The 20,720-nt window shown below is 57.6% G+C and carries 20 protein-coding genes and 1 other RNA gene; 6 read left to right on the top strand and 15 right to left on the bottom strand.

Features of this window, described 5'->3' with window-relative positions; translation table 11 throughout:
• Positions 1-494 precede the first annotated feature (494 nt).
• The 7 genes from ACONT6_RS13950 to ACONT6_RS13920 form a co-directional block, all read right to left on the bottom strand.
• Positions 495-1,658 (bottom strand): NADH-dependent flavin oxidoreductase, encoded by a 1,164-nt coding sequence (locus ACONT6_RS13950; RefSeq protein ID WP_428819051.1) that lies wholly within the window; start codon positions 1,656-1,658, stop codon positions 495-497.
• 102 nt (positions 1,659-1,760) lie between these two features.
• Positions 1,761-2,678, bottom strand: coding sequence for an alpha/beta hydrolase (locus ACONT6_RS13945; RefSeq protein ID WP_428819050.1), 918 nt, complete (start codon positions 2,676-2,678; stop codon positions 1,761-1,763).
• A gap of 279 nt (positions 2,679-2,957) precedes the next feature.
• Positions 2,958-3,617 carry a flavodoxin family protein gene (locus ACONT6_RS13940; protein ID WP_428819049.1) on the bottom strand — a complete coding sequence of 220 codons (660 nt, stop codon included), beginning with the start codon at positions 3,615-3,617 and terminating at the stop codon, positions 2,958-2,960.
• A gap of 45 nt (positions 3,618-3,662) precedes the next feature.
• On the bottom strand, positions 3,663-4,493 hold the full coding sequence (locus tag ACONT6_RS13935; protein ID WP_428819048.1) for an SDR family NAD(P)-dependent oxidoreductase: 831 nt from the start codon (positions 4,491-4,493) through the stop codon (positions 3,663-3,665).
• Between the two features lie 70 nt (positions 4,494-4,563).
• Entirely contained in the window at positions 4,564-5,202 is a 639-nt protein-coding gene (locus tag ACONT6_RS13930; RefSeq protein ID WP_428819047.1) for an SDR family oxidoreductase, read from the bottom strand.
• Positions 5,203-5,295: 93 nt separating this feature from the next.
• Complete coding sequence (locus ACONT6_RS13925; protein WP_428819046.1) at positions 5,296-6,231, bottom strand: alpha/beta hydrolase; 936 nt, start codon at positions 6,229-6,231, stop codon at positions 5,296-5,298.
• Between the two features lie 70 nt (positions 6,232-6,301).
• Positions 6,302-7,234 carry an alpha/beta hydrolase gene (locus tag ACONT6_RS13920; protein ID WP_428819045.1) on the bottom strand — a complete coding sequence of 311 codons (933 nt, stop codon included), beginning with the start codon at positions 7,232-7,234 and terminating at the stop codon, positions 6,302-6,304.
• Between the two features lie 139 nt (positions 7,235-7,373).
• Here ACONT6_RS13920 and ACONT6_RS13915 point away from each other — a divergent pair, with 139 nt between their 5' ends.
• Both ACONT6_RS13915 and ACONT6_RS13910 read left to right on the top strand, forming a co-directional pair.
• Positions 7,374-8,312: a LysR substrate-binding domain-containing protein gene (locus ACONT6_RS13915; RefSeq protein WP_428819044.1), complete on the top strand. Its 939-nt coding sequence runs from the start codon at positions 7,374-7,376 to the stop codon at positions 8,310-8,312.
• 411 nt (positions 8,313-8,723) lie between these two features.
• Complete coding sequence (locus ACONT6_RS13910) at positions 8,724-9,539, top strand: hypothetical protein (protein ID WP_428819043.1); 816 nt, start codon at positions 8,724-8,726, stop codon at positions 9,537-9,539.
• Between the two features lie 266 nt (positions 9,540-9,805).
• Here the strand turns inward: ACONT6_RS13910 and ssrA are convergent.
• The 5 genes from ssrA to ACONT6_RS13885 form a co-directional block, all read right to left on the bottom strand.
• Positions 9,806-10,193: a transfer-messenger RNA gene (gene ssrA / locus ACONT6_RS13905) on the bottom strand.
• 133 nt (positions 10,194-10,326) lie between these two features.
• On the bottom strand, positions 10,327-11,742 hold the full coding sequence (gene rlmD, locus ACONT6_RS13900; protein ID WP_428819042.1) for a 23S rRNA (uracil(1939)-C(5))-methyltransferase RlmD: 1,416 nt from the start codon (positions 11,740-11,742) through the stop codon (positions 10,327-10,329).
• Between the two features lie 137 nt (positions 11,743-11,879).
• On the bottom strand, positions 11,880-13,226 hold the full coding sequence (locus ACONT6_RS13895) for a sodium-dependent transporter (RefSeq protein WP_428819041.1): 1,347 nt from the start codon (positions 13,224-13,226) through the stop codon (positions 11,880-11,882).
• 73 nt (positions 13,227-13,299) lie between these two features.
• A complete protein-coding gene (gene smpB / locus ACONT6_RS13890) occupies positions 13,300-13,779 on the bottom strand; it encodes an SsrA-binding protein SmpB (protein WP_078083882.1) in 480 nt (159 codons plus the stop codon).
• Between the two features lie 9 nt (positions 13,780-13,788).
• Positions 13,789-15,216 carry a sodium-dependent transporter gene (locus tag ACONT6_RS13885; protein WP_428819040.1) on the bottom strand — a complete coding sequence of 476 codons (1,428 nt, stop codon included), beginning with the start codon at positions 15,214-15,216 and terminating at the stop codon, positions 13,789-13,791.
• 194 nt (positions 15,217-15,410) lie between these two features.
• Here ACONT6_RS13885 and ACONT6_RS13880 point away from each other — a divergent pair, with 194 nt between their 5' ends.
• Entirely contained in the window at positions 15,411-15,851 is a 441-nt protein-coding gene (locus ACONT6_RS13880) for a type II toxin-antitoxin system RatA family toxin (protein ID WP_181252237.1), read from the top strand.
• Entirely contained in the window at positions 15,848-16,177 is a 330-nt protein-coding gene (locus tag ACONT6_RS13875; protein ID WP_181252238.1) for an RnfH family protein, read from the top strand. Before ACONT6_RS13880 ends, ACONT6_RS13875 begins: the two co-directional genes overlap by 4 nt.
• 32 nt (positions 16,178-16,209) lie before the next feature.
• Here the strand turns inward: ACONT6_RS13875 and ACONT6_RS13870 are convergent, their stop codons facing one another.
• Positions 16,210-16,554 carry an outer membrane protein assembly factor BamE gene (locus tag ACONT6_RS13870; RefSeq protein ID WP_181252239.1) on the bottom strand — a complete coding sequence of 115 codons (345 nt, stop codon included), beginning with the start codon at positions 16,552-16,554 and terminating at the stop codon, positions 16,210-16,212.
• A 353-nt stretch (positions 16,555-16,907) separates the two neighbouring features.
• On the opposite strand from ACONT6_RS13870, the gene fur reads away from it, so the two are divergent.
• The gene (gene fur / locus ACONT6_RS13865) at positions 16,908-17,318 is read left to right on the top strand and encodes a ferric iron uptake transcriptional regulator (protein ID WP_181252240.1); all 411 of its coding nucleotides are present in this window, start codon (positions 16,908-16,910) and stop codon (positions 17,316-17,318) included.
• Positions 17,319-17,397: 79 nt separating this feature from the next.
• Here fur and ACONT6_RS13860 read toward each other — a convergent pair whose 3' ends face one another.
• Both ACONT6_RS13860 and recN read right to left on the bottom strand, forming a co-directional pair.
• Complete coding sequence (locus tag ACONT6_RS13860; RefSeq protein WP_181252241.1) at positions 17,398-17,991, bottom strand: 1-acyl-sn-glycerol-3-phosphate acyltransferase; 594 nt, start codon at positions 17,989-17,991, stop codon at positions 17,398-17,400.
• 173 nt (positions 17,992-18,164) lie between these two features.
• Positions 18,165-19,817, bottom strand: coding sequence for a DNA repair protein RecN (gene recN / locus ACONT6_RS13855; RefSeq protein ID WP_428819039.1), 1,653 nt, complete (start codon positions 19,815-19,817; stop codon positions 18,165-18,167).
• Positions 19,818-20,101: 284 nt separating this feature from the next.
• Between recN and grpE the strand changes: the two genes are divergently transcribed.
• Positions 20,102-20,707: a nucleotide exchange factor GrpE gene (gene grpE / locus ACONT6_RS13850; RefSeq protein WP_181252243.1), complete on the top strand. Its 606-nt coding sequence runs from the start codon at positions 20,102-20,104 to the stop codon at positions 20,705-20,707.
• The last annotated feature ends 13 nt before the right edge of the window (positions 20,708-20,720 follow it).

Below are 20,720 nucleotides of genomic sequence, written 5' to 3'. Positions count from 1 at the left end.
TCTTCGTCGTGCTCATGAAATAGCTGCGCGTCCGAAGTACTGTGACTGGTCAGCTGATTGATAGCAGGTTTTCGGCAGTGGGGGAGGCTAGGGAGAGGGAGGCGTCAAAACTGGCGTTTCATTTGTCGATTTGCTCCTCACCCCTGCGGGGCGGCCCTTCAGCCGTCCCAGCGCGCCCTGATCGAACCCTCGCTAAGCGTTCCTCTCGCGTCAGCTCGACAAATTAAAAAGGCCCGTTACCTTGCGGTAACGGGCCTTTTTAATTTGGTGGAGATGGCGGGAGTCGAACCCGCGTCCGCAGCCCGCATGGGGCGGGCACTTTGGACGTTGCTCCTAGATTGGTGTTACATCTGGTGTTACATAAAAGGCGCCTTTCCCCATCCAGAGGAGGGCGCCAGAGTTTGCTTCAGGTTGTGCAAAAACTATGCTGCCTTCTTTGCTTCCTAGGCAACTCGAACAGGCACGTTCCACCATCCAGTGCCTCAAGAGGCGGGTTACGCGTCAACGATGACGTCTTCACGAAACGGAAACCAGCCGTTTCCCCTGGAAGCCTCGATGACACCCCACAATTTGTCAGGGATAACGAATCCGGACACTTTTTCCGGCGCCAACTCCGTATCAATCTCACTGTCCCGCTGATTTTGCGCTAGCTCTACCCAGTCAGGGTTCATCACCAGTCCTTTGCCGACGGCGACCAGTGACAGGCCAAGGTTCAGTGCTTCTGCAGCCTCTGAAGGCGTACGAACATTACCTGCTGCGATAACCGGTACGCGGTCGGCCACATGTGCAGTGATCAACTCGGCAGTCAGCTGATCTGCCGTGGCATTGATCGGTGTCGCGTTCAGAATGTCCGCTAGCGAAACATGTACGTAATCCAATCCACTCTCGATCAGGCGATCAATGAGTGCGTAGGAGTCGTCAATCCTCAGTGCGCCTTCCCCGGACTCTTCAGGCGAAATGCGATACCCGAGCAGGAATGGCTGCTTGGCGTGCGTGTCGATGACGTTACGTACTTCCTTCACCAAGGCTGAAGGGAAGCGCATGCGATTTTCCAGAGAGCCACCCCACTCATCGGTACGCTGATTGAACATGGGCGAGAAAAAGTTTTGGATCAGGAACCCATGTGCGCCATGCAGCTCAACACCATCAAATCCGGCTTCGATGGCACGTCGCGTGGCTTCACCAAACGCCTGGATGACTTCGAGGATTTCTTGATGCGTCAGTGCGTGGCTCGTAATTTCCCCACTGTTGAATGGACCTGGTTGCGCCTTCAGTGCACTGGCACTCACGATTTTACCGCCGGGTACCAGATCGGGTACCGCCTTATTACCCGCATGAAATATCTGCAGGATGGCTGGAGCACCGCCGCTCTTTGCGGCCTGGGCGAGACTCCGCAAACTCGGGATGAATCGGTCGTCATGTGCGGCAAACTCGTCCGTGAAGCCAATACCGTTCGCCATTACGTGGGTACATCCCGTTAGCACCAGACCGACGCCACTGGCGCGGTGGCGATAGTACTCAAGTTCCTGATCGGAAACGCTTCCATCCGGGTTGGCGGACCAAGTCGTCATTGGCGCCATCACAATCCGATTGCGCAGGGTAGTGCCGTTTTTAAAGGTAAAAGGCTTAAATACTGTGTCGGAATGTTTGACTGTCATCTTGAATAACTCCGATGGTGTCGTTTGCCGAAAGAGGTGACTCACATGTGTCCAAAGCGGTTATCGAATTGGGCGCGGTGAATCCACGCCCACACGCTGCTGTTACAGGTTTTCCTTATAAAAAGGGATTAACTTGGCCAGAGCCTGAGACACTGGCTCCGGCTGGTCATACAGGTCGTAGTGGGAGTAACCCTCGACGACCACCAGTTCCTTGATCTTCGACGCAGCGCGCGCGTAAATCTCCAGGCCATCGCGATAGGCGCCAAAGCCACCAGGTATGTCGCCGACCACCACCATCATCGGCGTTGTCAGCAGGGTCTCGGCCAGATGGAAGGCATCCCAGGCAGCAGAGGCGGCGCGACGGGAGAACAATGCGCGCGTGCCGGCATTGTCGTTGACACAGCGATTACGGTAGTAGTCGGTGGCACCAAGCACGTCGACGTCGGTAATGCCCGCTTCGGCTGCCGCTTCCAGGGAAGGGGGTACGAACAGGTCGACCTTGAGTGCTTCTCCCCTGGCCTCGGCGGTGCGTTGCGCAGCCACCGCTTCCATCTGGCCGATGGGGTCGAAACCACTGAAGCCTTCACGGCACAGGCGGCCGTAATTGACACCAGTAATGCTGACAAGGGCCTTGATGCGGCGCTCGATCATGGTCGCATTGATGGCGTAGCCGCCAGCGCCGCAGATCCCCAGCACCCCGATGCGGTCGGCATCCACGTACGGCAGAGTCACCAGATAGTCGGTTACGCGGCTGAAGTCTTCTACGGCCAACGCCGGGTCTTCGGTATAGCGGGGCTCACCGCCGCTCTGCCCTTGTGTACTGCGGTCGAAAGCAATGACGACAAAACCTTCCTTCGCGAGGGCTTCGCCATAAACGTTGCCCGCTGTCTGGTCCTTGCAGCTCCCGATGGGGTGAGCGCTGATAATGGCCGGGTATTGCTTCTGGTCGTCAAAGCCGGGGGGAAAGTAGATGTTGGCTGCGATGTCCCAGTACTGGGTCTTGATCATGACCGTTTGCATAGTCTTCTCCAATTACGGTTTGGGGTGGTCGCTGACGCATTGCCCAGCTGACGTGGGCCCCAACCGGCGACTCGCAGTTGGTGAACGAATAATAGGCATCTGATTGGCTTTGAAAAAGGTGCCAATCCTGAACATAGTGGTAAGTAAATCTTTACAACTGGGTTGCTGGTGGACCCGTCGCTTCTTCCCTCCCTGGCATGGTTCGCCCATATCGCTCATCACCGCAGCCTTAGCAAGGCCGCGGCTTATTTACCCCGACGTCTTCCTTACTTTACAACCCTAGGGGCGCTCAACAATCGGCATCCATTGTGTGTCAATTGCCTCCAACATCTCATCTGGAGTCTTTTGCTGTGTCATCCTTCCGCGCTTGAACTGAAGATGCGTGAAGGACCTGGCTCCCCGGCTCATTACTTTGCTGCGGAAGGATTCAATTCGCTCCTGGCTGAAGTTACTGTTGAACGTATTGAATAAAACCACATGGTTTCCATCAAAGCGGTTGTTTTCAATAAACGCCCAAATCGGCGGCGCCGGTGAATAGAGCCAAATCGGCGACCCCAGGTAGACGGTATCAAAAGGCGATAGATCAACAGTACGCGGCTGTATATCGGGCAGCGCCTGATGACTGCCTTTTAATGCATTGGCGTCTTTGAGCGCGTTAGCAAGACCTGCCATTCCCAACTCGTATTCCGTGGTCTGCAGCTCCACCAGATGCGCATCGAGCTGTTTAGCCAGGTGACGGGCGGCCAACCCGGTGTTACCCGAACGTGAAAAAAACACTACGGCAACACTCTTGGAGTCCGATGCGGCCGGTATGCCAGGCCCGACAGTCTTCAGATGCCGGGCCTGGTAATTTTCTATCCGGGTAACGCCGAACAACACACCAACTATGACAACGACAACCAGTGTCAGAGCTAAAGCAAGCCAGTGCAGAAATGACATTGTCTTCACCACCACTTGGAACGCGCGAGAGGTCTCGCGGGAGAATTAAAAATCGGTCGTCTTGGTCAAGGACTCGAAGCTGCGTGTTTCTTCAATGCGGGCCAGTAATGAGGGCATGACAAAGTCCACCGCATCGTTGCCAATCAGCAGCTGTCTCGGTGGGTTGTCCATAGCGGCCAACTGCATCACAACCTGTGCCAGCTTCGCGGGGTCTCCCTGTTGTTGGCCATCAGCAGATGCCAGCAAGGAACGGGCATTGCCGTATGACGCATAGTCGGCAATTTGCCTTTCGCCATACTGGGCCGAGCTGTCGCTCAAGAATTCAGTGCGAAAGAACCCCGGCTCTATCGCGGTGACTTTAATGCCCAGTGGCGCGACCTCGTCGGCAAGCGCCAGGGTCATGCCTTCCACGGCAAACTTCGACGCGGAGTAGAAAGTGGCATTGGCCACTGCTTTAACCCCCGCGATGGAGGAGGTGTTGATGATATGCCCGCTACCTTGGTCACGCATTACTGGCAGCACAGCACGTAACACGTTGGCGATGCCAAAGACGTTGGTTGAGAATTGCTCCTCAATCTGGGCTGCACTGGCTTCTTCGAAGCGCCCAAGGAGGCAATAACCCGCGTTGTTGACAAGAACATCGATACGACCAAAGCGCTCCAAGGCGGCTTTTACCGCGTCCTTTGCCTGTTGTTCTTCCCGAACATCCAGCGGCAACAGTGCAATGCTGCTTGGCGGCACCTCACTGAATTCCTCACGAAGTTTTTCCAGGTTGCGCCCGGTCGCGGCAACCTTGTCACCACGCAACAACGCAGCTTTTACGATTTCAACACCCATGCCACGCGTGGCCCCGGTGACAAACCAAATACGGCTCATTGTGTATTTCCTCTCTTTCGATTCGGACTGCTTTAGCGGCTGCCTGTTGGGCGCCAGCGAAACTCCAGGCTTACATGAAATATGGCTTGTCAGCCTCTGTGCCGGGCTTATTTACCCCCAGGTTCTCGCCCAGATGCAGCTCAGGTGACACGATGATCTTGGCAACCAGATCCGCCACACTCTTGCGCGATACCACGGTTCCTTTAAACGCCTCCTCCTTGGCTGTGATTTCATAGTCCACTTCGCGCTCGTCAGTCAGCCAAGCGGGTCTCAGGATGGTGTATTCCAGGCCTGAACTCTCGATGGCATCGGCGGCCCTGCGGTATGGTTCGAGGTCTTTGCCAATAATCTCGTTGTTCCACTGACCGAATCGACCCGGTACTTCATCGTAAATACCGAGTGAAAGTATGAACACCAGGCGCTTTACGCCTGCGTTCTGCATCGCTTCGATCACGCGTTTTGCCTGTAGGTCCAAGTCCTCGCCAATGAGATTGGCATATACGATATCCTGGTCAGCCATAGCCAACCGCAGCAGTTTACGATCCAGTACGTTGCCAATTACGATCTGCCCATTCGCAGGTTCCCACCCGGTAAGTTTGTTTGGGTTGCGCTGCAGCAGCGTCAAAAATACATCGTCTCGATCTGTCAGCTTCGCGATAACCCATCGGGCGATCTGTCCGTTTGCGCCCAATACGAGTACATTTTTCATAGGTTGTTTTTCCACATTCCGGAGAACCCGAAGAGGGTTCCAGCCAGGGAGACTGGAACAACTAGTTTTTTCTCTCAATCTACTCCGCGACAGTTAGAGGTGTCGCTCGAAGAATGGCAGGACCTCAGCCATGGCCAGCGCCACAGGCTCGGACTTGTCGTAGAGGTCGTAATGGGAGTAGCCCTCAGCCACGAAGATCTGCTTGTCTTTCGACGCGGCGCGCCCATAGATTTCCCAGCTATCCCGATAGGCACCGAAAGCGCCGGGCTTATCACCGGTGACTACTAGCAACGGCTGCGTCAGCAGGCTTTCTGCATTAAGAAACGCATCCCAGCCCATGGCGGCACTGTTAAACGAAAACAGGCCACTGGTTGCACCGTTCGGCTGTTGGCCGCGACTGGTCTTGTAGTAGTCCGTCGCTTCCAGCACATCCCTGTCGGTGATGCCATTGGCCCGACCTTCTTCCACCGAAGCCGGCAGGTAGTCAATCACGTGGCGCTCTGCGCCCTGTGCTTCGGCGGTGCGCTGCTCGCCCATGGCCTGCAGGGCAGACACGGGATCGAATTCACTAAACCCTTCGCGAATCAGGCGCCCAAAATTAACACCGGTAATGGAAGCCAGCGCCTTGATGCGGTGATCGGTAATCGCCGCGTGTATGGTGTATCCGCCACCGCCGCAAACACCGATGGCCCCGATTCGCTCCGGATCCACATAGGGCAGTGTTACCAGGTAATCGATCGCAAAGCGGATGTCGGATGTGCGAATCGACGGGTCCTCAATAAATCTCGGGGAACCACCACTTGCCCCCTGAAAGCTGGCATCAAACGCCAGGGCGACAAATCCAGCCTCCGCCAGTGCCTTCGCATAGATATTGCCGGAGGTTTGTTCCTTGCAGCTTCCGATCGGGTGCGTGCTGACGATGGCCGGATATTTTTTAGTGTCATCAAAACCCGGCGGCAGGTAGAGGTCAGCGGCAGACTGCCACCCCAGGTTCTGATAGTTCACATGCTGGATGCTTACGTTACTCATTGACATCACCTCGAATTTTGAATCGGGGCACACGCAGGATGTGCCCCTGAATGACTCGTTTTGAATTCAGTTACTTCAGTGTGCGCGCGAAGAACGGGGTCAGTACCGATACCGCTTCGTCCACATACTCGGGCACGTCGTACAGCGACATGTGGTTCGCACCTTTCACGACATGCATGGTCTTGTCGCTGCTAGCTGCGCGGGCGATCAGGTCATCACTCATCCATTTGCTCCCCGCCTGGTCGCCGGCAATGGTGAGTACCGGTTGGGTCAAGAAGGCCTCAGCCAGGTTGTAGGCGTCATAGGTGATGATCTGGTTCAGGCTGCGAGCGGTCATGAAACCGGGCGCATTCGGGTGCTGGCAACGATCGGTGTGGTAGTACTCCCAGGCCTGGCGCAGCTCTTCATTGGGCGCGTCCTCCTCCTTCATGGGGGCCAGGGGCAGGGTGCCCAGTTCGTCGCTGTTGGCGTCGCTGGTGCGCGCTTCGGAGCCCGCCACGACATATGGCAGTGCGTCGGCATCCTTGACGTTGTTCTCCCAGCCGTTGCGGAACATCTGGCCGATGTTTACCGCACTGACGGTGGCCAGGGATTTGATGCGGCGGTCGGTGATCGCGGCATTGGCGGAATAGCCGCCGCCAGCACAGACACCCATGGCGCCGATGCGGTTGTTGTCGACGTATGGCAGCGTGGTCAGGTAGTCGATCACCGCACTGACATCCTCAGTGCGGATGTAGGGGTTCTCCAGCTGACGCGGCGTACCGGTGCTCGCTCCCTGGTAAGAAGCGTCGTAAGCAACCGTGACCAGACCACTCTCTGCCAGTCGCTCGGCATAGAGTCCGGCTGTCTGCTCCTTAACACCACCGCCAGGGTGGGATACCACCACTGCGGCGTACTGCTGGCTTTCATCAAAGTCGGCAGGGAAGTACACGTTGGCGGCGATAGTGACGCCTTGGCCGTTGAGGTTCTTGATGCTGATGCTTTTCATGCTGGTGCTTTTCATGACGGTGCCCTTCATGTTGGTGGCTTCGGTCTCAGTGTTTTTCTGAGCCGTTGTGCTCAGACAGGGGAAATATTAATGGCGGGCCTTATTTGGAAAAACGTGCTAAAACTTAAATCAGTGTTAAGTGCAGGTTAACAATATGGCCATCGATCCCTCGCTATACCCATCTCTAGTGTGGTTTGTGCGTATAGCGCATCACAGCAGCATTACTAAGGCCGCGGAGGAGGGGGAGGTATCACGCGCAGCCCTGTCGCAGCACCTGAAATCGCTGGAACAGCAGCTGAATGTGCGCTTGCTGAATCGCAGTACGCGCAGCATGTCGCTAACAGAGGAGGGGCAGCGACTGTTTGACGTTCTTACCCCGGCCATTGAGTCGATCGACCGGGCAGTCTCTGAGGTGGGGGAGTCGCAGGCAGAGCCGTCCGGGGTAATACGGATCAATACGTCGCGGGTGGCAGCCAGGTTATTGCTGGAACCAAAGATGGAAACCTTCCTGGCCCGCTACCCCAAACTAAAGTTGGAATTGATCCTGGATGATGGCCTTTCCAATATCATTTCCAGTGGAATGGACGCAGGTATTCGCCTGGGGGAAACTCTGGCTGAACATATGGTGGCTGTGCCGGTAACACCGCCGATGTCGATGGCGATCGTTGGCTCCCCGGAGTATTTCGCGAAGTATGGCACCCCGGAAACGCCGGATGACTTGCTGCAGCACAACTGCCTCGCCTTTCGTTTTACCTCCAGTGGCAACATCGACCGCTGGTCCTTCACCTCGCCGGATGCTGACAAGCGCACGTTGGTGTTCGAGCCGAAGGGCAACGGGGTGTTCAACGATGACGAAAGCATGCTGCACGCGGCGCTTAATGGTGTGGGTGTGATCAAGCACCTGGATCTGTGCGTGCAGCAGCATCTTGCAGAGGGCTCGCTGGTGAGGGTGTTGGACAGCTGGTGCGAGCCTTTTCCGGGGTTCTTTTTGTATGTGCCTTCGCGAGCGCAGATGCCGGCGAAGATTAGGGCTTTGATTGATTTTTTGGTGGAGCAGCGGGATGAGTTTGGGAGTGAGTGGTGGCCCGATTAATTGGCAATATTAAGTGTGTATTTGTTTAGAGACTTTCGAGAGATTGGATTTAATAACCCCACCATCAGCTAGGGGTAAGCCCGGAATCTGAAGCTGACTTCCTACGTTATATAGTGTTAATTCATCGTTTACCAAATAAGCGAGCTATAGACACATTCTTGGTTGATTTCAGGGTTTTTCGTCGCAGGAATTCACTCAAAGGGCACAGTGTATACGGGACGGTGGCTGCCCATCTGCCACCGTTTTCACTGTCAAAATCTTGCTATACGAAATGCCTCACAAATTTGACAGATTTTTCTACACCGCCCCCCGCATTATCCGGCTTAAATTCTGTGTCGAACAGATAACCGCAAAATGCGGCTGTTGACACCTAAGTTAACTGCTCGATAAAGAGTTTCCCAGGAGACGCATGTGAAGACATTGTCGTGTAAAAATGCCATTTTATGGACTGTCCTATTTTTTGGGGCAGCCGGGGTCCACGCGGCCAAGATGCCAAAGGTTGACATCTGCCACTGGGATGTAACGACGGAGACGTACAAAAAGATCGCTGTGCCGGATGGTACTGCGCTAACGAAGCATATTGATAACCATGGTGACGTTTACCCTCCGCACAATGATCCCGGTGGTTTGGCGCTGGATGAGAACTGTGAGGTCGTGGATGCACCGAGGGTATTTGCGCGGGCGTTTATTGATGTGGACCCAAATGACGGTGCTTACAACCCTCTGGTGGATTACGAGATTGCGACACTCACCGATGCTAACGGCAACGACATGCCAGACAATGACGATACGTTCTCCGTAAACGCTTATCCGACAAATTTTGACCCCTGCCCCGGTGGCGACTGCTCCAATCCGAATATCGGTGTTTTAAGCCATAACTTGGAAAAGATTTTCGTTTCAGTCAGGAGCTCTAGCGAACTTTGGATATATACCGAAGGTGACGCGGAATTGATTAGATTCATTAATAGCTATGATCCCCGCGGTTTCACACGTGAAATTTTTGATGTTTTTATTGATGACACCAACGCCAAGAGTATCCTTTTGGAGGATTATTCTGGGGCGGGATCTCCGAGGCCAGATAGCATTGTTGTGAATTCCTTGAATTCCTCGTTCTTTACGTTCAGCGATGATATTACGGAAATGCTCAATCCCCCCTCTCAGGATGATATCCCCCCCCCATCCGTCCAGGATGATGGTTTTCTGGATGTTGAGCTAAATCTGCCTTAATTATCATCTATGGGGTTTGCGAACGGTTCTCGGAAATTCTGACAAAAATATCTATTAGTCCAGATATTTAATAAAGCTTGGTAGTAAGCCGATCGCCCGATGGCGGGAGTGATTCGTCGCTGCGCTCCTCACCCCTGCGGGGCAGCCTGCGGCTGTCTTGATGCGCATGCGCGCATCGATCGAACCCGGGCGCCTTGCGTTCCTCTCGCGTCAGCTCTGCCAAATTAAAAAGGCCCGTTACCTTGCGGTAACGGGCCTTTTTAATTTGGTGGAGATGGCGGGAGTCGAACCCGCGTCCGTCAGCACTCTGCCAAGAGCTCTACATGCTTAGATCCGCCTATTGATTTAGCTCTCTACAGCCCAGCGGGCAGGACGTAAAGAGCGAGCCTGAATAAGTTTTAGGCCTTCCGCGTCAGGCACGCTTCAGGACGATCCAGTTCTGTATGACAGCCAGCAGCGCGGTACTGGAACCTTGCTGAGGGCCGCTAAGGGCGAACCCTTAGTAGTGCTTTACGGGCTGCTTACGCAGCCAGTTGGGCACCGTAGTTGTCGTCGTTGGCAACTAATAAAATGCAGCTTTGGATTTACGTGATTCGCTACCCTCACGGCATGCACCCATGGTTTCGCAACCAACGTCGAATCCAAGTCATCCCCGGAATCTACGCAGTGAACAGGCTTTGTTCGCCGGTCAGTACGAAACGCATTTGCGTAACGCACAGTATACCTGAAGGTCACTTTCCACCATAGGGCGGGGATAGAATTTTGTGACTATCCGGTACCTTTTCGGTTACTTGCGTTCAAACAGAGCAATGGACTCCACATGGGTAGTGTGGGGGAACATGTCCATTACGCCCGCCTGACTTAGACGGTAGCCCCGTTGCAGAAGTTCCGCGGTATCCCGGGCGAGGGTGGCCGGGTTACAGGAGACGTAGACGATGCGTTTGGCCCCGAAGTGCGCGATGTTGCGCACCACTTCCAGCGCGCCGGTGCGCGGTGGGTCCAGCAGGATTTTATCGAAACCGCCGCGGGCCCAGGGGCTTGTGGAAAAGTCCTCGGTGAGGTCGGCGGCCTGGAATTGCACATTGTCGAGCTGGTTACGCTCGGCATTTTCACGGCCGCGGCGGGTGAGGTCGAGGGCGCCTTCAACGCCCACGACTTCTGCGGCGCGCTTGGCCAGTGGCAGGGTGAAATTGCCGAGTCCACAGAACAGGTCGAGTACGCGCTCGTCTGGTTGTGGATCCAGCAGTTCGACCGCGCGGTGCACCATCTGGCGGTTGATGGCGAAGTTCACCTGCACAAAGTCCTGGGGATGGAAGTGCATCGTCAGGTCGAATTCGGGCAGGGCGTAGCTCAGCCTTTCTTCGCCGTCTTCGGGCCAGATTTTGTGTGGTGTGTCCTCGGCCTGCAGGTACAGGTGCCAGTCCGGCTGCTGCTGCACGAAGTCGAGCCAGAGCTGCACATCGGTTTCCGGTAATGGTTTGAGGTGGCGGACTACCAGTGCGGTGGCATCTTCGCCGACGGCGACTTCAATATGGGAGATGTGTCGGCCTTCCCGGCACTGGTCGACCAGCGCGTGCAGTTGCGGCAGCTGGCTGGAAAAGGATTTCGGCATCACCAGGCACTCGCGGATGTCGGTGAGGTTGTTGGAGCGCTTTTCGCGGAATCCCAGAACCAGCTGTGGTTTGCCGTCCGCCCCTTTCTTGTGTGCCTCTTTCACATAGCGAACCCCCAGACGCGCTTTGCTGCGGTAGCCGGCGATGTCGGCGGTGAGTGGCGGCAATACCTGGTCGGGACTGATGCGGGCAAAGCGTTGCAGCTGGTCGAGCAGGATTTTCTGCTTGGCGGCGATCTGCGCATCGGGCCGCATGTGCTGGAGAGCACAACCGCCGCACAGCGCAAAGTGGGGGCAGGGCGGGTCCTGTCGCTCCGGCGCAGCTTCGAGTACTTCAGTCGCGGCGGCTTCGTCGAACTTGGCCCGGTTGGCCAGGTAGCGCACCTTGACGGTTTCCCCGGGTAGGGCGTTATCCACAAACAGGGTTTTGCCTTCCAGTCGCGCGATACCGCGCACTTCGTGGCTGAGTGCCTCTATGGTCACCGTCGGCGTGGCGTTAGAAGGCTTGTTGCTGGACGGTTTGCTGTTGCGCTTGGGGGGCGCGGCTTTGCGCGACTTGTTTGTCGGGAACGGAGGACGTCTGGAGGGCATTGTGGTTGCTGCTTTTGGTCGGTGATGTCGTGAAAGCGGCAATGATAATGCGCTGCAAGCAGAATTGCGCGCTTGGCTGAGTGGGGATTGGCTGGGGAGAGGGAGACCGGCCGCGGGGATCCGAGGCCGGTCAAAAGTTAGATGATGGTCTGTACAAACGCGGCCAGAATCAGCAGCGGGCAGACGATGCGCACATACCAGGGCCAGACTTTCCAGAAGAAGGTCTTTTCGATATCCGGGTGGCCTTCCCGCAGCTCCATCAGCAGCTGGTCGCGACGCCAGATCCAGCCGGCAAATATACACAGTGCGATGCCCAGAATGGGCTGGCCGTATTCCGTGCTGATGGTGACCACCAGCACGAACAGCGCGCCGAAATTGGAGATGATCAGGGAGCTGATTCCAAAAATAACCAGGCCCACCAGCAGGGTAGCCGGGCGGCGCTTGAGGCCGAGGTTTTCGATGCAGAAGGCGACCGGTACCTCCAGCATGGAGATGGAAGAGGTCAGCGAGGCGATGGTCATCAGTGCGAAGAAGGCGATGGCGACGAACAGGCCGCTGGTGCCCATGGTGTCGAACAGTGCCGGCAGTACCTGCAGGATCAGGTCCGGCCCCCCCATCAGCTGCCCACCTTCGGCAAAAATTTGCGTGCCGGCTTCCTGCGCCACATACATGGCGGGGACGATCAGCAGGCCGGCGGTGAAGGCGATACCCACGTCGATCAAGGTCACCAGTGCGCCCAGTCGCGGCAGGCTTTCCTGTTTGCTGAGGTAGGAGCCGTAGATCAGCATGGTACCCACGCCGAGGGACAGGGAGAAAAACGCCTGGCCCATGGCGGACAGCATCAGTTCCGGGGACAGCTCGCTGAAGTCCGGCATCAGGTAGGCTTCGAGGCCGGCCATGGCGCCGGGCTGGCTCAGTACATAGGCAATCAGCAGCAACAGCAGGATGATCAGGGATGGCATCAGCAGGGTGGACCAGCGCTCGATCCCCTTCTCCACACCGGCGGCGATGATTGCCATGGTGAGGCCACTGAAAATGGCGGTAAAGGTGAAGTTGCGCGAGGTGCTGTTGCTGGTTAGCCATTCTGCCGAGCTGTCGGCACCAACCAGGGTGGCAAACGGGTCTGCCAGGTGGGCAACCATCCAGCCGGCAACAATGGCGTAAAAGCTGAGAATCAGGGAGGCCACCACGATGCCGCCAAAGCCGGCTAATGTACCCACGGTGCGACTTACCGGGCCGGTGGAAATACCGCGCAGGGCCTGCACCATATTGCTGCGGGCGTAGCGGCCGATGGAGAGTTCTGCCATCAGTACCGGGTAGGCGAGAATAAATGCCAGTATCAGGTAGACCACTACAAATGCGGCACCGCCGTTGGTGGCCACGTTAGTGGGAAAGCCCCAGATGTTGCCAAGGCCGACGGCGGAGCCGGCGGCCGCCATCAGAAAGCCGAAATTGGAGCTGAACTGTCCTCGCGGTGCACTCATGGTAAATCCTGTAATTATTGTTTTGCCGAGTTGAGTTTCTTATTCGGTGTATCGCTGCCCCGGGGGTGGCCCGTCAGCGGTTGTCGGTCCGCATGATGCGCTGCTTCTGGCGGTTCCAGTCGCGCTCTTTCAGGGTCTCGCGCTTGTCGTGTGACGCCTTGCCCTTGGCCAGTGCGATTTCACATTTGATCAGGTGCTTTTTCCAGTAGATCGCGGTGCACACACAGGCGTAGCCCTTCTGGTTGACCGCGGCCACCAGTTTGGCGATCTCGCGCTTGTTCAGCAGCAGGCGGCGGGTGCGGTCCGGTTCGGTCACAAAGTGGGTCGAGGCGCTGGGCAGAGGCTGGATGCGCGCACCCAGCAGCCAGGCCTGGCCGTCTTTGAATAGCACGTAGCTGTCGGTGAGCTGGGCCTTGCCTTCGCGGCAGGATTTGACTTCCCAGCCCTGCAATTCCATCCCCGCCTCGAACTTCTCTTCGATGAAGTAATCGTGTTTTGCCTTCTTGTTGAGGGCAATGGTGTTCGAGGAGGGGGCCTTTTTCTTCTTTGCCATGAATACAACTTAAATGAGATTGAACAGGCTCGTATTGAAGAACTTCAGCAGTACTGTGTTGATGAATACGAGCAACAGGATCGCGGGAATAAAGGTACCAAGGGAGAAGTTGACGTACTTCTGTGACAGGGAGCCAGCAAAACTGCTGTCGCCTTCCTGCAGTTCCTTGTCCAGGTTGGCCCGCTTCCACTTGTAGATCACGAAGATACACACCAGCAGGCCGTTCAGGGGCAGTATGGTGTCGTAAAACAGGATTTCTACCAAGTCGAAAAACGATTTGTCGCTGCCGGCCAGGGTGACGAACTGGGTCAGCCAGTCCGCCATGCCAAATGACATGGCGCAGCCCACGGCGAGTATGAACTGTACCGCCGCTACCGTATAGATCGCCTTCTTGCGGGTCATGCCGCGCTCATCGCGCAGGGTGGCGATGGGGACTTCAATGATGGAGACCAGCGAAGTGAGTGCAGCCACAAATACGAGGAAAAAGAAGGCGGCGGCGAACACGCTCGCGCCAAAATAGCCGATGCTGTCCTGCAGGGAGAGGAAGATCTTCGGCAGGAACAGGAAGATCATACCGGCGGAGGAGTCGCTCAGCGAGGTGGTATCGATCTGCGGATTGAAGTGGAAAATACTCGGCAGGATCAGCAGGCCCGCGGTAAAGGCCACCATGGTGTCGGTCAGCGCGACCGCCTTGGCAGAGCCGGGCACGGAGTCCCGCTTCTTCATATATGAGCCGTAGGTGATCATGATGCCCATACCCAGCGACAGGGAGAAGAACGCCTGGGCCATGGCCTTGCTCACGACTTCCGCGCTGATCTTGGAGAAGTCGGGGATCAGGTAGTACTGCACACCAATCATGGCGTTTTCCCGGGTCAGCACAAACATGACCAGGATCAGCAGCATGACAAACAGCATTGGCATCAGGGTCTTGGCCGCGCGCTCGATACCGTCTTTAACGCCCATGGACAGTACCCCGTTGATGATCAGCATCAGGGCAATGAGGTACAGGAATACGGTCTTGGAATTGATAAACTCGCCGAAATACGCCTCGGTGGTGAGAGAGGTCAGGTTGCCCTTGAAGATTTCCACCAGATAGCCGAGTACCCAGACCGTTACCACCATATAGAAGACGGCGATCATGAATGGTGTGATCAGCGCCAGCCAGCCGGGAATACGCCACAGGTGCGAGCCGCCGGAGAGCTGACGGTAGGCGCCCACGGGGTCCTTGTCGGTTTTTCGGCCCAGCGCCAGCTCGGCCATCATCACCGGCAGGCAGATGAGAAACACGAACAGCGCATACACCAGCAGGAACGCGCCGCCGCCACTTTTGGTTGCCGCTACGGGAAAGGAAACCAGGTTGCCGATACCGACGGCGGAGCCGGCGGCGGCCAGAATGAACCCGAGTCGGGAGCCAAAATGTTCTCTTGCTGCGGACATAATCTTCTCGCTTGCCTGTTATTCTTGTCGCCAGAACGATTGTTACGGCCGTGGCACCAGAATGGTTGCGCGGGGCCGTTAAAGGTGCCGATTGTTGCAGGAAATACCCGCCTTGAGTAGCGCCAGTGGCCAAAATCGCCCGGCTACCCACAAGATAGGCAAGATAACCGCGGTTGGCGGGCAAGGTTTGAACAATGACAAAAATTGAACGCAGTGCGCTGGTGATGTACAGCGCAGGGCAGATGTTTGACCTGGTCAATGACGTGGCCAGTTATCCACAGTTCCTGCCCGGTTGCCGCGGGGCAGAGATCCTGCACCGGGACGAAGATACCCTGGAGGCGCGCCTGGATCTGTCCCGGGCGGGGATCAGCCAGAGTTTCGTTACCCGCAACCGCCTGCATCGCCCGGACAAAATGGAGCTGGTACTGGTGGATGGCCCGTTTAGCGAATTCAACGGGTGCTGGACCTTTACCCCGCTGGCGGAGAACGCGTGCAAGGTGATGTTTACCCTCGAGTTCCGCGCCAAGAATCGCCTGCTGGGGGCCGCCGCAGGCAAGTTATTCAGTGGCATCGCCAACCAGATGGTGGATGCCATGTGTGAGCGTGCCGGCCAGATTTATGGAGAAAACGGATGAGCAGTAAGAAAACCATCGCCGTGGAAGTGGTGTATGCGTTGCCCCACGAGCAGCGCCTGATGAGCATGCTGGTGGAGCCGGGCACCACCGCGTTGCAGGCGCTGGAGCAGTCGGGGATACCGAAGGAGTACCCGGAAGTGGATCCGGCGACGGCGAAACTGGGTATTTTCGGTCAGGCCCTGGGAACCAAGGGATTGGCGGTGGCCGCGGAGTATGTATTGCAGCCCGGAGACCGGGTGGAGGTGTACCGGCCGTTGATTGCCGATCCGAAGGAGGCGCGCAAGCAGCGCGCGGAAAAGGCCAAGCGGCAGGCGCAGGGCGGTTAAGCCCTGCCTCTTAATCCTCTGGCGGGCTGGAATCAGGGCCAGCCGGCCGGCTGCCAGTCGCCGCTGGTCGCGATCAACAGGTCGCCGTTGAAGTACACGGAGAAACGCTTCTGGGTTTCTTCACCCTGGGGGCTGCGCACACGGTTGATGTAGTCCCAGCGGTTGGGGTTGAAGGTGTCTTCCAGCAGCGGGGTACCCAGAACGAAGCGCACCTGGCGGCGGGTCAGGCCGGGCTTGAGCTGGTCCACCATCTCCTGGGTAATGATATTGCCCTGCTGGACCTGAATGCGGTGTACGCCGGGAAATTTGAACAGGCTGCAGGCGGTTGCCAGGCTGCAGAGGCCGACGATCAGTAGAATTCGTACAACTGATGGCATTGAATGCTCCATCTGAATTTTTATTGGGTTCCCTAATTTGGGTGCTATTGCCGTGCAAGTGGGCGCAGCAGGTCGCTCGACGCGGGTAGGTTCGCCGCTGTGGACAGCATAGCGGACCTGGCGGCCGTCTACTAAGTTGCCGGCGCCCCAGTCTGTGGGTGAGTGGTTACTCGCCCCTGGCGCAGCAGTGACGTGCCGGTTGCCCGGTTTGAGACCCGATTCCCCGCTTGGGGTTCCGCTGCCTTCACTGGGCGTGGATAATACCCGAACTGTACGCCTGCCGACAGGCGCACAACATTTATTGAGAATGACGCTAAAGCGATCACGAGCACACATCCGGAACTTTAATACTCATGTCGAACGAAAATCAGGAACTGCGCAAGGCGGGTCTCAAGGTCACTCTGCCGCGAGTGAAAATTCTGCAACTGCTGGAGAATGCCAGCGAACAGCATCTGAGCGCCGAGGATGTGTACAAAATGCTGCTGGAAGCCGGGGAAGACGTGGGCCTGGCCACCGTCTACCGCGTGCTGACCCAATTCGAGTCCGCCGGACTGGTGATTCGCCACAACTTCGACGGCGGCCACTCCGTGTTCGAACTGGACCGTGGTGACCACCATGACCATATGGTATGCACCGATACCGGCCAGGTGATCGAATTTCACAATGAGCAGATTGAAGAACTGCAGCACCAGATCGCCGAGGAGCACGGCTACGAGCTCACCGGCCACAGCCTGGTGTTGTATGTGAAGAAGCGGGAAGGCTGATAACGCGCCTTCAGACGCAAAAAGGGGAGCTTGTGCTCCCCTTTTTTATTGGCGCCAGTTCAGCTGACGGGCGCGATGCTCACACGGGAGCGGTGTAGTCGTCGGGATATTTGCCGACCTTGCTCGCGTAAAAGTTGCCGAATCTGGCCAGTTCCTTGGCCAGGTTTTCACCCATCTCCATCACCGGTCCGAGTCCGGCTTCCTTTTTGGCAAAGTCGATGAAGCCGCAAACCACCGGTACCGCCGCGCCGCGGGCGATGTGGTAAAAGCCGGTTTTCCAGCGCTCCGCCTTGCCGCGTGTGCCCTCTGGCGGCACCGCAATGACCAGTTCTTCGCGCTCGTTGTACTGGTTTACCGTGGCTTCCACCAGGTTGTTGGCTTTGCTGCGGTTTACGGCGATGCCGCCAAACCAGCGCATGGTGCTGCCGAGGGGGAACTGGAACAGCTTGTCCTTGCCCATCCACTGCGGATTTACCTTCAGCTTGAGCGCCGCCAGGATAAAGAAGTAGCCATCCCAGTTGGAGGTGTGGGGGGCGGCGAGCAGCACGTATTTTTTCAATTTCAGGGCGCGCTCGTCGGCCACGACCTTCCAGCCGTGCAACTTGAGCAACAGGCGAGCCAGCAGGCGCAGGCAGGGAGTGAGAATGGGGGTGTTGAATATGGTTGTCTGCATGGTATGACCGAGTTCTTTGCCCGTCAGTGTAGTCGGATCCCCTGTTCAGGGCATGAGTGAGGGCGCGGGAGTATAAAGTGAATCTCTTTTCACTTTCGGTCAATTTGGGTCCCGGCACCGGGAATATTTGAGACCGGCCGGTTCAATTTCTGGTGTGCCGGCGCGGCCGGGCATCAGGCCCGGCTCAGCATCTCTTGTGCGTGGGCGATGGACTGGGTGGTGGCCTCGCCGCCCAGCATCCGCGCGATCTCACTGCTGCGTTCCGCATCTTTCAGCTCGCGCAGCGCCACAAATGCGGCTTCGCCATCGCTGTGCTTTTCCACCAGGTACTGGCGGTGGGCGCGGGCGGCAACCTGGGCCAGGTGGGTAACGCAGATAACCTGGCCGCGCTCCCCCAGCTGCCGCAGCAACTTGCCCACGACATCGCCGGTAGCGCCGCCGATACCTACATCCACTTCGTCGAACACCAGGGTGGGGGTGCGGGAGGTCTGCGCGGTAATTACCTGGATGGCCAGGCTGACCCGCGACAGTTCACCGCCGGAAGCGATCTTGCCCAGTGGCCTGGGCGGCTGGCCCGGGTTAGTGGAAATCAGGATCTCTACCTCTTCGAGGCCGGTAGCGCAGGGCTTGTCCAGCTCGGTAAGCGCCAGCTCCACACGGGCGTGGGGCATGGCCAGATCGGCCAGCTGCCCGTTGACCGCCTCGGCGAGTTTTTTTGCCGCGGCTGCCCGCAGCTTGCTGAGTTTCGCTGCGCTTTTGCGGAATGCCTGTTCCAGTTTCTCGCACTCCTCGGCCAGCTTGTCGAGGGTGTCCGGGGTGCCAATTTCTTCCAGTTCCTGTTGCCACTGCTGTTGCAGGTCTGCCAGCTGGTTCGGCTGCACCCGGTGCTTGCGGGCGATCGAGTAGATCGCCGAGAGGCGCTCCTCCACTTCCGCCAGTCGTTCCGGGTCCATCTCGAAGCGATCGATGTGACGCGACAGGGTGCTGGCGGCCTCGTCGATCTGGATACGGGCGCTTTCGAGCATCTGCGCCACTTCTGCCAGCGCCGGGCTCTGTTCCGGCATGGCGCCGACCAGTTGCAGTCCGCGGTGCAACTGCTCGGCGATATCTCCTTCGCCGCCGTTCAGCAGTGCCGCCAGTTGGTAGCTGCCGCTCAGAATGTCGCCGGCGTTGGCCAGCTGGCGCTGTTCGCTCTCCAGTTCTTCCAGTTCTCCGGGCTTGAGGTCGAGTTGTTCGAGCTCTTGTAGCTGGTATTCCAGCAGGTCGCGACGGGCCTGGGTCTCGCCGGCGCTATCTGCCAGCTTGCGGTAGCGCCGGTGCTGGTCCTGCCAGGTCTTGAAGTGAATACGCACTTCGGCGCTGTGGCTTTCCGCGTGGGCGTACTCGTCCAGCAGGCGCCGGTGGGTGTCTTTCTTCAGCAGTGACTGGTGTTCGTGCTGGCTGTGGATGTCGATCAGTTGCTCGCCGAGGGTGCGCAGCTGCATCAGGGTCACCGGCTGGCCATTGATGTAGGCCCGCGAGCGGCCGTCAGCGCTGATGGTGCGGCGCAGGATCACTTCGCGTCCGGCGTCCATTTCCTGGGCTTCCAGCCAGTCCTGGGCCTCGGCGTGATTGCTGATATCAAACGTCGCATGGATATCCGCGCGTTTCGCGCCGGCGCGCACCAGTTCACCGTTGCCGCGGTCGCCGAGGGCGAGGCCGAGGGCATCCAGGGTGATGGACTTGCCCGCACCGGTCTCGCCGGTGAGGGTGCTGGTGCCGGGGCCGAACTCCAGCTCCAGCTGGTCGACCAGGGTGAACTGACTGATAGACAGGTGCAGCAACATGGGGATCGATTTCACGCTGATTAAAGTAGTGGTTGTTTATACAGTATTTGGAGGCGGGGTTTCAATCACCCCGGGGCCTGAATGTGCTGCATTCCCTTTTCGCGGCTGGCCGGCGGCGACGCTAACCTAGGCCCGGCAACCCGTTTCCCATGCCCTGTGACATTCCTCAAGAGCCCCTTCCCTTGAAGTGGGGCGGGCAGGCCCCATATAGCTCTGCATTGCCGGTTTTAGCCGGCGTTACGACCTAACTGGCAGTATGCCGACGGACACATACGGAGACAGCAGTGGCCAAAGAGCGCAGCGAAGAAGAACAGACCGAGACCGGCGAGCAGGCGGCAGAGCAGGCCGCAGAAGTGGAAACCCCCAGCGCGGAAGAACAGCGTGCAGCGGAGGAAGCCCTCGCTGAAGAACTGGCTGGAGAAAGTGCGCAGGACATCGAGATCGCTGCGCTGCAGCAGCAGCTGGCGGAACACAAAGACATGGTGCTGCGCGCCCAGGCAGACGTGCAGAACGCCCGTCGCCGCGCCCAGCAGGATGTAGAAAAAGCGCACAAGTTCGGGGCGGAAAAGCTGCTCAAGGACCTGCTGCCGGTCGTGGATAACCTGGAGCGTGCCATCGCCACTGTCGACAGTGAGCACGAGGCGCACAAGGCCGTGGTGGAAGGGATCGAGCTGACTCACAAGTCTTTTATCGACACCCTGACCAAAAACGGCGTTGAGGTAATCAATCCGGCGGGTGAGCCCTTCGATCCCGAACTGCACCAGGCCATGACCCAGGTGCCGAACGGCGATGTAGAGCCGAATACGGTACTGGACGTGTTCCAGAAAGGCTTCCGCCTGAACGGCCGCCTGGTGCGCCCGGCCATGGTGGTTGTCAGCAAGGCACCGTAACGCAATTGTAAAA

The sequence above is a fragment of the Microbulbifer sp. MCCC 1A16149 genome (assembly GCF_050368945.1).
Classification (GTDB): Bacteria; Pseudomonadota; Gammaproteobacteria; order Pseudomonadales; family Cellvibrionaceae; genus Microbulbifer.
This window is presented reverse-complemented; position numbering and strand designations above follow the sequence as displayed.